Origin of the sequence: Mycolicibacterium canariasense, from assembly GCF_002101555.1 — a bacterium.
In the GTDB taxonomy this organism is placed as follows: Bacteria; Actinomycetota; Actinomycetes; order Mycobacteriales; family Mycobacteriaceae; genus Mycobacterium; species Mycobacterium canariasense.
The window spans coordinates 58422-70984 of record NZ_LQOL01000099.1; the positions used below are offsets into that span (position 1 = coordinate 58422).

Below are 12563 nucleotides of genomic sequence, written 5' to 3' on the forward strand. Positions count from 1 at the left end.
GCCAGGGTGTCCATCAGTGCGCAAGACATCGAATATCTGCGCCGCTGCGTCGAACTGGCCGGGTCGGCACTCGACGACGGCGACGAGCCGTTCGGCTCCGTCCTGGTCGACGCGACCGGTCGGACCCGTTTCGAGGACCGCAACAGAGTTGCCGGGGGTGACGCCACGCGGCACCCCGAGTTCGCCATCGCCCGGTGGGCCGTCGAGCATCTGACGCCCGAGGAGCGCCGCGCGGCCACGGTGTACACCTCGGGCGAGCACTGCCCGATGTGCGCGGCGGCCCATGCGTGGGTGGGGCTCGGGCGCATCGTGTACGCGGCCTCCTCGGCGCAGCTGAGCCGGTGGTGCACCGAGTGGGGTGCCCCGCCGGCGCCCGTGGCCCCGTTGCCGATCGGCACCGTCGCGCCCGGCCTGCGCACCGACGGTCCGGCCGACGAGCTCACCGAGCGGATGCGCGCCCTCTACGAAGCGAAGTTCCGGCCATGACCGATCCGGACTGGGTCACCCATGCCATCTGGTGGCAGATCTATCCGCTGGGGTTCGTCGGCGCCTTCCCGGCCGATCCGCCACCCCAGCCGGGTGAGCACCGGCTGTTGCGCATCGTGGACTGGCTGGACCACGCGGTAGAACTCGGCTGCTCGGGTATCGCGCTCGGACCCATCTTCGCCTCCCGCACGCACGGGTACGACACCACCGACCACTACCGGATCGACCCCCGCCTCGGCGACGACGCGGACTTCGACCGGCTCGTCGACGAAGCGCGCCGGCGCGGCTTGCGGGTGCTGCTCGACGGTGTCTTCAACCACGTCGGCACCGATTTCGCACACTATCGCCAAGCCCTGGACACGCCGGAGGGCGGTGACGCCCGCTGGTTCCGCCGGTCGCGCGACGGATTTGCGACCTTCGAGGGCCACGGCGAGCTGATCGCGCTCAACCACGGCAATCCCGAAGTGGTCGACTACACCGTCGACGTGATGACGCACTGGCTGGACCGCGGCGCCGATGGCTGGCGGTTGGACGCGGCATACGCGGTACCGGAACGGTTCTGGGCCGTCGTGCTACCCGCCGTCCGGGAACGCCATCCGCAGGCCTGGTTCGTCGGCGAGGTGATCCACGGCGACTACCCGGCGCAGGTACGGGCGGCAGGCTTCGACTCGGTGACACAGTACGAACTGTGGAAAGCCGTCTGGAGCAGCCTCAACGACGGCAACTTCCACGAACTGGACTGGGCGTTGCAGCGCCACAACGACTTCCTGGACACCTTCGTTCCGCTCACCTTCGTCGGCAACCACGACGTGACGCGGATCGCCAGCCGGCTCGACGACCCGCGCCACCTGGAACACGCCCTGGTGCTGTTGCTCACCACCGGCGGCACGCCCAGCATCTATGCCGGCGACGAATGGGCGTGGCAGGCCGTCAAAGAGGAGCGAGCCGGCGGCGACGACGCCATCCGGCCCGAATTCGGCGGGCGGCCAACGGATCACAACGACACCCTGCAGTTGCACCAATACCTCATCGGCTTGCGGCGCCGGCACCCGTGGTTGCACACCGCACGCACCGAACCCGTCGCGGTCAGCAACACCGGGTACATGTACCGCACCGCGGCCGACGACGGTGAGCTGACCGTCGCGCTCAACGTCGGCGCCGAGCCGTTGCGGGCCACCCTGCCCCGGCCGGGGCAGATCATCGCCGGGTCAGGTGCGCCGCCGCCGGATCTCGTCTCCGACATCGTGGTGCCGCCACACGGCTGGGTGATCGTCGCGCCCCGGTGAACGGCACGGGTGAATATCGGCCAACAACGAAAATGGAATGGTCGAGCGCCTAAGCTCTCGAACCGATGATCACGACAATGGAAAGCCCGGCGGATTCCGATTCGGGTGATGCAGCGGCACCGCCGAAGTTGAGCCGCCGGTTCCTTTCCCGCGTGAGCATCCAATCCAAACTTTTGGTGATGCTGCTGGCCACCAGCATCCTGTCGGCCGCCGTGGTCGGGGCCATCGGATACCAGTCCGGCCGACAATCGCTGCGCAATTCGGTATTCGACCGATTGACCGAAATCCGGCAATCGCAGAGCAGGCAACTGAGCGCCCAGATTTCCGATCTGAAGAATTCACTGGTCATCTACACCCGGGGTTCCACGACCACGCAAGCCTTGCAGGCGTTCACCGCGGGATTCGACCAGCTGGCCAATGCGACCATCACCCCGCAGCAACAACAGGCGATGACGGATTACTACGACAACCAATTCGCCAAGGTGGAGGACAACCAGACCGGCGACGAGGTCGACGTGTCGGCGCTGCTGCCGACGTCGAACGCGCAGAAGTACCTGCAGGCCAATTACACGACGCCGTTCACGGATTGGAACAAGTCGATCCAATTCGACGACGCCCGCGACGGCAGCGCATGGTCGGCAGCCAACGCCAGGTACAACGACTTCTTCCGCGAGATCGTCACCCGGTTCGAGTTCGAGGACGCCCTGTTGCTGGACGCCCGGGGAAATGTGGTCTATTCGGCGTACAAGGGCGTCGACCTGGGCACCAACATCCTCAACGGCCCGTACCGCGCCGGCAATCTCACCGACGCCTATCTCAAGGCGATGGCGTCCAACGCCGTCGACTACGTGGCGATCACCGATTTCGGTGACTACCAACCTGCGTCATCGCCCACCGCATGGCTGGTCTCCCCCGTCGGCGACGTCGGGCAGGTGCAGGGCGTGCTGGCCCTGCAGTTCCCGATCTCCAAGATCAATCGGTTGATGACGATGGACAAGCGCTGGGAAGAATCCGGTATGGGCAAAACCGGCGAAACGTACATCGTCGGGCCGGACGATCTGATGCGCTCGGATTCCCGGCTGTTCGTCGAGGATCCGGAGAAGTTCAAACGGGAGGTGATCGACGCCGGCACCCCGCCCGACGTCGCGCAGAACTCCATCCGCCAGGGCGGCACCACACTGGTGCAACCGGTGGGCAGTGAAGCCACCAAGTTGGCGCAGCGCGGCCAACGCGGCACGCTCATCGCGCGTGACTATCTGGGCAAGGAGACCCTGCAGGCCTATGCTCCCGTCGACATCGACGGCCTGCACTGGGCGATGATCGCCAAGATCGACACCGCCGAGGCTTTCGCCCCGGTATCCGCGTTCACCCGCAAGCTGGTGCTGTCCACCGCCGGCATCATCTTCGTGGTGTCCATCGCGGCGATGCTGCTCGCTCGGTTCTTCATCCGGCCGATCAGGCGCTTGGAGGCCGGTGCCCAACAGATCAGCTCCGGTGACTACGGGGTGACCGTGCCGGTGCAATCCAAGGACGAGTTCGGCGATCTGACAGTCGCTTTCAATGGGATGAGCCGCAACCTGGCCATCAAGGAGGACCTGCTCAATGAGCAGCGCAGGGAAAACGACCGGCTGTTGCTGTCGCTGATGCCCGAACCCGTGGCGGTCCGGTACCGGGAGGGCGAGGAGACCATCGCCCAGGATCACCAGGATGTCACGGTGATCTTCGCCGATATCGCCGGACTCGACGAGTTGTCGGCCCAGATGAGCTCGGACGCGGCGCTGGCCATCGTCAACCGTCTGGTGCGCCAGTTCGACGCGGCGGCAGAGAGCCTGGGGGTGGAACGGGTGCGCACCCTGCACAACGGCTACCTGGCCAGCTGCGGACTCAACATTCCCCGCCTCGACAATGTCCGCCGCACAGTCGATTTCGCCTTGGAAATGCAGCGCATCGTCGACCGCTACAACGGCGAGACCGGCAACAACCTGCAGCTGCGGGCCGGCATCGACACCGGAACCGTGACCAGCGGCCTGGTCGGCCGGTCCAGCCTGGCCTACGACATGTGGGGCGCCACGGTCGATCTGGCCAACCAGGTGCAGAGCGGCTCCGCGCAGCCCGGCGTCTACGTGACGGCACGGGTGCGCGATGCGGTGAGCGAGCCGAACCTGTTCGTGCCCGCAGGCGAGATCGCCGTCCCGGGCGGGACCGAGCCGGTGTGGCGGCTCACGGAGCGCCGGCCGTGACCGATCTGCTCGACGCGCCGTGGTTCTTCTGGTCCGTCGGCGTGTCGGTCGGGTTACCGGTCGCCCTGGTCATCCTGACCGAGGTGCGCAGCGCGTTGGCCCGCCGCGGCAGTGCGCTGGTTCGTGCGGTGAGTTTGCTGAGGAATTACATCCTGCCGCTCGGTGCCTTGTTGCTGCTGCTGACGAAGGCCACCGACGTCGACGCGGAAGCCACGCCGGTGCGCATCATCGCGACCGTTTTCGGCTTCGTCATCCTGATCCTGCTGTTGTCGGGTTTCAATGCCACGCTGTTCCAGGGCGCCCCGGAAGGCAGCTGGCGCAAGCGGATTCCGTCGATCTTCCTCGATGTCGCACGCTTCGCGGTGATCGCGGTGGGGCTGGCGCTGATTTTCTCCTACGTGTGGGGCGCCAACGTCGGCGGCCTGTTCACCGCACTGGGCATCACCTCGATCGTGCTGGGCCTGGCACTGCAGAACTCGGTGGGCCAGATCGTCTCTGGTCTGCTGTTGCTGTTCGAGCAGCCGTTCCAGCTGGGCGACTGGCTGGACACCCCGTCGGCACGCGGCCGGGTGGTCGAAGTGAACTGGCGTGCAACGCATATCGACACCGGTAGTGGTATGCAGATCATGCCGAACTCGGTGTTGGCCGGGGCGTCGTTCACCAACCAGAGCCGCCCGGCCGGTGACCATTCGATTTCGGTGGTCAGCGTGTTCGCCCTCGACGATGCACCAGACCAGGTCTGCGCCATGTTGACCCGGGTGGCGGCCAATCTGCCCCAACTGCGGCCCGAGGCGCGGCCGAAAGCCGTTGCCATGGGCGGCCTGCAGTACAAGACGACGATCCCGCTGCGCAGTCCGGCCGACGACGGTTCGGCCAGGGCAACGTTCCTGCGCTGGATCTGGTATGCCGCTCGGCGTGCGGACCTGCACCTGGACGAGGCCGAGGACGATTTCGCCACGCCGGACCGGATCGCCGATTCGTTGCACGTGGTGGCCGCCACCCTGCGCCTCACCGAGGCTGAGTTCGGCGACCTGCTGCCGTATCTGCGGTTGACCCGTTACGGGAGCGAGGAGACCCTGCAGACCCCCGGCCAGGTTCCGGACCGGATGACGTTCATCGTCAAGGGCCTGGTGCGGCTGACCGCGGTACGGCCGGACGGTTCGATCGTCACCGTCCGGACCGCCGAGACCGGGGATTTCCTGGGCCAGACCGCCCTGACCCGCGAGCCCGTGTCCGCGGGTGCACACGCCCTGGACGAGGTCACGGTGCTGCAGATCGGCCGCACCCACGTCGAGCAGTTGGTGGCACGAAAACCGCTGCTGCTCCAGGAGATCGGGCGTGCCATCGAAGAACGCCGCAGCGCGGTGCGCGAGGCGCTGGCCGGCGCCGGCTAGTCCCCGCCGGATCCTGACGTGGCCCCGGTCGGGTCACGACGCGGTCACATGCGGGTCTCCCCGACGAGTCCCAATCGTTGCCCAACCGCGACTGCACCGCACGGCCGTGTTACACGTGTGGCATTTGGGGCACGTGATTCACTTTCGACGAAGAAAGAGCAACGGCAATTGCTTGGATCTCTTACGAAAGGTGGGTTGGTTGCCGTTATGAAGTTCATCAGAAAGATTCGTGGTCAGTGGCTCCGTCGGGCGGCGGTGGTCGCCGCGACCGTCGCCGCACTGCCCGGGCTGATCGGCTTCGCGGGGGGTTCGGCGACCGCAGGGGCCTTCTCGCGGCCGGGCCTGCCCGTGGAATACCTGGATGTGCCCTCGGCGTCGATGGGCCGTGACATCCGCATCCAATTCCAGGGCGGTGGCCCACACGCGCTGTACCTGCTCGACGGTCTGCGCGCCCAGGACGACTACAACGGCTGGGATATCAACACCCCGGCATTCGAGTGGTACTACCAGTCCGGCCTGTCCACGATCATGCCGGTCGGCGGTCAGTCCAGCTTCTACACCGACTGGTACCAGCCGTCGAAGGGCAACGGGCAGAACTACACCTACAAGTGGGAGACGTTCCTGACCCAGGAGCTGCCGGCCTGGCTGGAAGCCAACAAGGGCGTGTCACGTACCGGCAACGCCGTGGTCGGTCTGTCGATGGCGGGCAGCGCCGCCCTGACCTACGCGATCTACCACCCGGATCAGTTCATCTACGCTGGCACGCTGTCGGGTTTCCTGAACCCGTCCGAGGGCTGGTGGCCGATGCTGATCGGGCTCGCCATGAACGACGCCGGTGGCTTCAACGCCGAAAGCATGTGGGGCCCTTCGTCGGATCCGGCGTGGCGGCGTAACGACCCGATGGTCAACATCAACCAGCTGGTGGCCAACAACACCCGCATCTGGATCTACTGCGGCACCGGCACGCCGTCCGAACTGGACACCTCCGGAGGCGGCGGCAACCTGATGGCGGCCCAGTTCCTCGAAGGGTTCACGCTGCGCACCAACATCACCTTCCGTGATCGCTACATCGCGGCCGGTGGCAACAACGGCGTGTTCAACTTCCCGCCGAACGGCACACACAGCTGGGGCTACTGGGGACAGCAGCTGCAGATGATGAAGCCGGACATCCAGCGGGTGCTGGGGGCGCAAGCCGCCGCCTGACGGATCCGTCCGACCCGAAACCACAGGGAGCCTGCCGCAACCCCCCGAGCGGCAGGCTCCCTGCTTTTCACGGTTTGACGGCCGGCATCAGGGTGGAGATGGTCCACATCCGATTGCGCCGCGCGCACAACGACGAGACCAGCAAGCCGAGCGCGCCGATGGCCACCAGGACCACGACGGCCTGCCACAGCCTGCCGTCCACACCGCCCAACACCAGCTGCCGTAACCCGTTGACGCCGAACGTCATCGGATCGTAGCGGTGGATGAACTGGAACGGTTTGGACGTCGTCTCCACCGGATACAGCCCACCCGCGCTCACCAACTGCACCATCAGCAGTGCCATCAACAGGACCCGGCCCAGCGTGGGACCGACCAGTGCGTTGACCGCCTGGGCGGCGGCCACGAAGGCGCACGCGATCAGCACCATGAACCCCAGCATCGCGACCGGGTGCTCGGCATGCATCCCGAGGGCGAAGCGCACCACCGCGTACAGGATGACGGCCTGACACGCGCCGATCGCGGCGGCGGGCAGGTAACTGGCCAACGCCACCCGCAGTGGGTGCACCTCCGCCGCGACCGCACGAGACTGCAACGGCCGCAGCACCATCCACAGCATCAACGCGCCGAAGAACAGCGCCAGCGTGAGGAAGAACGGGGCCATGCCGGTGCCGAAGTTCGGCGCGCCGTTCTCGTGCGAGGCCTGCAGGTGGACCGGGCCGCCGATGGTATCGGCGATCGCATCCTTCTGCTGGGCAGTCCACTGGGGGACGTGCTGGGCGCCGTCGGCCAACTTGCCGGCCAGTTCCGAGGCGCCGTCTCGTAGTTGCGTGGTACCGGACTTCAGCTGGTGCGCACCGTCGTCCAGCCGCACGAGGCCGCGGTTCAGGTCGGCACTGCCGGTGGCCACGCGGTCGGCGCCGTCGCGCAGCTCGGTGAGCTTGTCGGTGAGGTCCTGACCGCCGCGGCCCAGGTCGTCGAGCGAACGGCTCAGGGCACTGTCGGGTGTCCTCAGCACCGATGTCATGGCGATCGCGGAATCCTCGGCGCTGGACAGCTGTTGGCGGATCTGCGGGCTGAACTGGTGCGACTGCAACTGGTTCTGGATGTCGCGCAGCGAGTTCGCCGCACCGGCGGCCAGTGGATCCGGGCTGGCAGAGAGTTGGTCGATCACCGGTCCCAGGCCCTTGGCCGCGCGGTCCTGCGCGTCGGCGATGGTGTCGAGTTCATCGGTCGCCTGTCGCAATGCGGTCACCCCGGTGCGCAACTGCTCGTCGCTGCCGCCCAACTGCGACAGCGCCTTGCTGACCGTGATCATCGGATCGGTCGCCTTGTTGATGGCCGCGGACAGTTGCCGGGCGCCGGTGGCCAGCTCGGCCGAGCCGGTCTTGGCGCTGTCCAGGCCGGTGGCGAGTTGACCGGCGCCGTCGTCGGCCCGGACGGTTCCGTCGGCGAGTTGCCGGGCGCCGTTCGCCGCCTCCTTGATGCCCGAGCCGGAGGAAACCACCACGGAGAGCACCTGGTTCACCGACTGCCCGGCGATCCGTGCGGAGACGGCGTTGAGCACCTGCTCGATCGCGGTGTGCCCGATGCTGCTGGAAATGTAGTTGTTCGCGTCGTTGTAGACGGCGATCAGGTCGGCCTTCTTCGGGTTTCCGGTCACCGGAGAGGCCACCGCCGCACTGAAATCGGGCGGCAACTCCAGCATGAAGTAGTACTTGCCGTGTTCCACCCCGCTGCGCGCCTCGTCGGGATCGACCACGTGCCAATCCAATCCGCCGTCGGCGAGCAGGCTCTTGGCCACCTCGGCGCCCGCGTCGATGTGCTGCCCCGAAACCTCGGCTCCCCGATCGGAATTGACCAACGCCACCGGCATCTTGTCGACATGCCCGAACGGGTCCCAGTACGCCCACAGGTACAGCGCCCCGTACACCAGGGGCATGAGCATCAACACCGCGATGCCGATGCGCCCCAGCCGGCTTCGACCGAACCGCTTGGCTTCCGAACCGAAGGCGAACACGGCCGCCATCACAGGCCTCCCATCAAGGCGCGCACATCGTGCAGGTGGTGCTCGGCAGCGGTGCCGCCCAGCGGGTTGGTGACGCCGACGACCACGGTGCGCCGCGCGGCGAGCGCCGCGAGCCGGTCGACGGCCAGGGCGCGCTGTTGCTGGTCGCGTACCTGTTCCAGGTCGCCGACGATCAGGACGTCGCGATCGCTCATCAGGGCCAGGGTGACGCGCAACAGGAACAGCTCGATATCGGTCAGGTCGCCTATATAGGCATCCAGCCGGGGCGCGGCGAGGTCACCGAACACGTCGGTCAGTTGGTCGTACCCGGCGCCGGCGCCGACCTTGCGGTACCACGGGGACAGCCAGCGCCGCTGCTCGGCCAGCACCGTCGCGACCGTGACGGCGTCCTCGAGTTCGTCGATATCGCCGAACGCGGCGATGGCGCAGTGCCGCCGGATGCGTGGCGCAGTGGTGGCGCCGTAGACCGACACCGCCCCGGCACTCGGGGCCAGCCGGCCGGCCAGCGTCAGTAGCAGCGCGCTCTGCGGGTGACCGCCCGGCATCTGGATCGCGTGGAAGCCCGCGTCCAGGGACAGGTCGATCCCGGCGAACAGTGGACCGTGTTCGCCGTCCACGCCGAGCCCGTGTGCGGTGATGACGGGCGCGCCGTCGGTAGTGGTGGCCGGCTCGTCGGCCGGCGTGGTGTCGGAAAGGGTGCCGTTCAAGACCGTCTCTTTCGATACTCGTGAGTATCCATTGGATACCGACGAGTATGCTTTTGCGTATGAGGGCTGTCAAACGACGTGTTCGGCCCCGACGTGAAGACGTTCGGGACCGCATTCTGGACGCCGCGTTGGAGGTGTTCGCCGCGGCCGGGTTCGCCGGGGCGACCATCGACGCCATCGGACAGGCCGCCGGCTTCACCAAGGGTGCGGTGTACTCCAACTTCGGCTCGAAGGACGAACTGTTCCTGGCCCTGCTGGACCGACAGTTCGAACAACGCGGCGCGGTGATCGCCGGAGCGTTCGGCAGCGGTGCCGGCGACCTGGCCGCGACCACTGCTGCGGTGAGCCGGTCGATGCTCGACTCGATCCACGCCCAGCGGGCATATCACCTGGTCTATTTCGAGTACTGGCTACGCGCGGTGCGCGACCCGCACCTGCGCGACCAGCTGGTCGAGCGCAGCCGGGCGGCCGCCGACCAAGCCGTGCAGGTCGTGGCGCAGGCCGAGCCCACCTTGTCCGGCCATCAATTGACTGGGCTGGCAAAGCTTTTCGTGGCAATGACCACCGGCATCGCGATGGAGGAGATCCTGCAGCCGGGCGGTATCGCGGTCGCGGATCTGGAGCGGTTGCTCACTGCACTGCTGGCGGCGACGCCGGCGGAGTAGCCGCTCAGCCCTGCACGGTGGGGCGGATGGTCAGGTCGCCGATCTCGACGTCGCGGGGCTGCTCGATGGCGAAGGCCACCGCGCGGGCCACGGCCTCCGGGGCGATGGCGATCGCGTCCATCGTGGACCGGGTCTCGGCCGAACCACCGAGTTCGGTGCGCACATAGCCGGGGGAAATGCTGGTGGTGCGGATCACCCCGTCGGTGGACTCCTGCCGCAACGCCTCCAACAGCGTGCGGACCGCATTCTTGGTCGCCGCGTACACACCCATGTTCGGCACGATCTTCAGGCCCGCGGTCGACACCGTGGTGACGAAGTCGCCGTGCCCCTGGCGCAGAAACACCGGCATCGCGGCAGCGATCCCGTTGAGCACCCCGCGCAGATTGACGTCGATCATGTCCGACCACTCGGCCAGGGCACCGTCGGCCAGCGGACCGAGTGTGGCGACTCCGGCGTTGCCCACCAGCACATCCAGCCCGCCGTACGCGTCGACCGCCGTCGTCACCAACCGGCGCGCATCCTCGGCCCGGGTGATGTCGATGACCGCGTGGGCCACCTCCGCCCCGTCGGCACGCAGGGAATCCTGCAGCTGCGCCAGCCGATCGGCGCGCCGAGCTCCCAACACCACCCGTGCGCCGCGCTGCGCGAGCAACCGGGCGGTCGCCGCGCCGATCCCGCTGCTGGCACCGGTGATCGCGACCACTTTGCCGGTCAACGGATCCGTCATGGGCGCAGCACCAGCTTGCCGCGGGTGTGCCGCTCCTCCAGATCGCGGTACGCCGCGCGCACCTGATCCAGCGGGTACACCTTCGCGATGGGGACCTCCAGCTCACCGGCCGCAACCAAGTCGGCCAGTTCGGCCAGGACCGCCGCGGTGCTGGCCTCGGCGCTGCCCACACCCAGAACCCCGTACTGCTCGATCGCGGCGAAATCGATGATGGTGTCGACCCGTTCGGGGGCGACCCCCAATTCGTCGACCGCGAGGGCGACGTACCCGCCGCCGAAGAAGTCCAGGAACGCGTCGGCCGCTCCGCCCGGCGCTGCCGCCTTCAGTCGGCCGGCCAGCCCGTCACCGTAGTTCACCGGGACCGCCGCGTGCTCACGCAGCCACGCGTCATTTCCCGGCCCGGCGATGCCCAGCACCGTCGCGCCCTGCCGGGCGGCCAGTTGCACCGCGATGGAGCCCACGCCACCGGCCGCTCCGGCGATCGCCACGGTGTCACCGGCCTTGAGCCCGACCGACCGCACGGCGGCATACGCGGTGCAACCGGCGACGTACAGCGATCCGGCGACCTCCCAGGACACGCCGGCGGGTTTGATGGTGAGCTGGTCGGCGGGCACCGCCACGAACTCGGCATGACTGGAGCGGGCGAGCGAGAAGCCGAGCACCTCGTCACCGACCGCGAAGTCCGCGACGCCGGTCCGCCCGCCAGGGTCACCCACTTCGACGACGACACCGGCCAGGTCACTGCCCTGGCCGGACGGGAACGTCGCCGGCCAGCGGTCGTGTAGGACCCCGTGGCGGATCAACGCCTCGCCGGGGTTGATGCCGGCCGCCTTCACCTCGACGAGTACCTCCCCCTTTGCCGGGACGGGCCGGGGCACGTCGCGTACCTCCAGCACGTCGATGTCCCCATACTGGTCGAATTGCACGGCTTTGGCCATGAGAGTTACGACGAGGTGAGGTGCGCAGGTATTCCGCCGCACGGCGATCCACAGGTGCTGCTCGCCGGGTCCGACAACTCCTTACAAGCAACTTCACAGTTTCGCGACCTACCGTCGGCCCGGTGACCGAACCGGGGCGAGCGCAGCGACGGGAAAACGATCCGGGGCGAGCGCAGCGACGGGAGAACGATCCGGGGCGAGCGCAGCGACGGGAAGATGGCACGGGGCGAGCGCAGCGACGGGAAGACGATGAACCGCAGCCCACACGACCACATTCCCTGCGGCCGGTTCTGCGCGGCATGCTGCTGGACATCGCCCCGCCGCTGGTCGGCTACTACGGGCTACGTGCCCTCGGTGTCTCCGAGTACATCGCCCTGCTCACCGCGACCGTGCTGGCCGGCATCAAGGTGGGCTACGACGCGATCAAGGCGCGCCGGCTGGATCCCTTCGCCGGCTATCTGATGCTGAATTTCGGCCTGAGCCTGGCGGTCGGGCTGGCGACGTCGGATGCGCGCATGTTGATGGTGGGCGACACCCTGGTCGGGGGCATCGGCGCGCTGATCTTCCTGGGCAGCTGCGTGATCGGGAAGCCACTCACCCAGGTGGTCGCCGAACGCGTGCAACCAGATGACGGCTCCCCCGAGCCGGGCGAGGCGGCCTTCAAGCACCGGGTGCATGTTCTGCTCTCGGCGATATGGGGAGTCGGCCTGCTGATCGGCATGTTGGTCAGCTTGGGCATCATCTTCTCGTTCTCGGTCGACGTCGGGAAGGGCGTGAACACCGCGGTGTCCCTGGCCCTGACCGGGGTGCTGATCCTGGTGACGATCGTGATCGCGAAGCGGGCCGGAGCGCGGTGGGAACAAAGGAGCGCCACCCAGAGTTGAGCCCAGC

11 protein-coding genes are annotated in these 12563 nt (G+C 67.6%); 7 read left to right on the forward strand and 4 right to left on the reverse strand.

Translation table 11 applies throughout. The features are described 5' to 3' along the window. Window positions 1-6: 6 nt before the first annotated feature. The 5 genes from AWB94_RS31650 (at window position 7) to AWB94_RS31670 (ending at window position 6609) form a co-directional block, all read left to right on the forward strand. Window positions 7-486, forward strand: coding sequence for a nucleoside deaminase (locus AWB94_RS31650; RefSeq protein ID WP_062656993.1), 480 nt, complete (start codon window positions 7-9; stop codon window positions 484-486). Further along, window positions 483-1772, forward strand: a complete 1290-nt coding sequence (locus AWB94_RS31655) for an alpha-amylase family glycosyl hydrolase (protein WP_062656992.1) — start codon at window positions 483-485, stop codon at window positions 1770-1772. Before AWB94_RS31650 ends, AWB94_RS31655 begins: the two co-directional genes overlap by 4 nt. Window positions 1773-1837: 65 nt before the next feature. After that, on the forward strand, window positions 1838-4012 hold the full coding sequence (locus AWB94_RS31660) for an adenylate/guanylate cyclase domain-containing protein (protein WP_084395168.1): 2175 nt from the start codon (window positions 1838-1840) through the stop codon (window positions 4010-4012). Then, entirely contained in the window at window positions 4009-5406 is a 1398-nt protein-coding gene (locus tag AWB94_RS31665) for a mechanosensitive ion channel domain-containing protein (protein ID WP_062657057.1), read from the forward strand. Before AWB94_RS31660 ends, AWB94_RS31665 begins: the two co-directional genes overlap by 4 nt. Before the next feature lie 207 nt (window positions 5407-5613). Next, a complete protein-coding gene (locus AWB94_RS31670) occupies window positions 5614-6609 on the forward strand; it encodes an esterase family protein (protein ID WP_024455880.1) in 996 nt (331 codons plus the stop codon). Window positions 6610-6676: 67 nt separating this feature from the next. On the opposite strand, the gene AWB94_RS31675 is transcribed toward AWB94_RS31670, so the two are convergent. Further along, on the reverse strand, window positions 6677-8635 hold the full coding sequence (locus AWB94_RS31675) for a YhgE/Pip domain-containing protein (protein ID WP_062656991.1): 1959 nt from the start codon (window positions 8633-8635) through the stop codon (window positions 6677-6679). Then, window positions 8635-9342 (reverse strand): hypothetical protein, encoded by a 708-nt coding sequence (locus tag AWB94_RS31680; RefSeq protein ID WP_062656990.1) that lies wholly within the window; start codon window positions 9340-9342, stop codon window positions 8635-8637. Before AWB94_RS31680 ends, AWB94_RS31675 begins: the two co-directional genes overlap by 1 nt. A gap of 47 nt (window positions 9343-9389) precedes the next feature. Here AWB94_RS31680 and AWB94_RS31685 point away from each other — a divergent pair, with 47 nt between their 5' ends. Beyond that, window positions 9390-10007 (forward strand): TetR/AcrR family transcriptional regulator, encoded by a 618-nt coding sequence (locus AWB94_RS31685; RefSeq protein ID WP_062656989.1) that lies wholly within the window; start codon window positions 9390-9392, stop codon window positions 10005-10007. A gap of 4 nt (window positions 10008-10011) precedes the next feature. Here the strand turns inward: AWB94_RS31685 and AWB94_RS31690 are convergent, their stop codons facing one another. Next, window positions 10012-10734 (reverse strand): SDR family oxidoreductase, encoded by a 723-nt coding sequence (locus tag AWB94_RS31690; RefSeq protein ID WP_062656988.1) that lies wholly within the window; start codon window positions 10732-10734, stop codon window positions 10012-10014. Then, the gene (locus tag AWB94_RS31695) at window positions 10731-11672 is read right to left on the reverse strand and encodes an NADP-dependent oxidoreductase (protein WP_062656987.1); all 942 of its coding nucleotides are present in this window, start codon (window positions 11670-11672) and stop codon (window positions 10731-10733) included. Before AWB94_RS31695 ends, AWB94_RS31690 begins: the two co-directional genes overlap by 4 nt. Window positions 11673-11971: 299 nt before the next feature. Here AWB94_RS31695 and AWB94_RS31700 point away from each other — a divergent pair, with 299 nt between their 5' ends. Further along, window positions 11972-12556 carry a VC0807 family protein gene (locus AWB94_RS31700; protein ID WP_064961302.1) on the forward strand — a complete coding sequence of 195 codons (585 nt, stop codon included), beginning with the start codon at window positions 11972-11974 and terminating at the stop codon, window positions 12554-12556. Window positions 12557-12563 lie beyond the last annotated feature (7 nt).

Coding starts and splice junctions, on each gene's coding strand:
- AWB94_RS31675 (WP_062656991.1), bottom strand. CDS start 8,635: ATGGCGGCCGTGTTCGCCTTCGGTTCGGAAGCCAAGCGGTTCGGTCGA.
- AWB94_RS31685 (WP_062656989.1), top strand. CDS start 9,390: ATGCTTTTGCGTATGAGGGCTGTCAAACGACGTGTTCGGCCCCGACGT.
- AWB94_RS31660 (WP_084395168.1), top strand. CDS start 1,838: ATGATCACGACAATGGAAAGCCCGGCGGATTCCGATTCGGGTGATGCA.
- AWB94_RS31695 (WP_062656987.1), bottom strand. CDS start 11,672: ATGGCCAAAGCCGTGCAATTCGACCAGTATGGGGACATCGACGTGCTG.
- AWB94_RS31690 (WP_062656988.1), bottom strand. CDS start 10,734: ATGACGGATCCGTTGACCGGCAAAGTGGTCGCGATCACCGGTGCCAGC.
- AWB94_RS31700 (WP_064961302.1), top strand. CDS start 11,972: ATGCTGCTGGACATCGCCCCGCCGCTGGTCGGCTACTACGGGCTACGT.
- AWB94_RS31655 (WP_062656992.1), top strand. CDS start 483: ATGACCGATCCGGACTGGGTCACCCATGCCATCTGGTGGCAGATCTAT.
- AWB94_RS31670 (WP_024455880.1), top strand. CDS start 5,614: ATGAAGTTCATCAGAAAGATTCGTGGTCAGTGGCTCCGTCGGGCGGCG.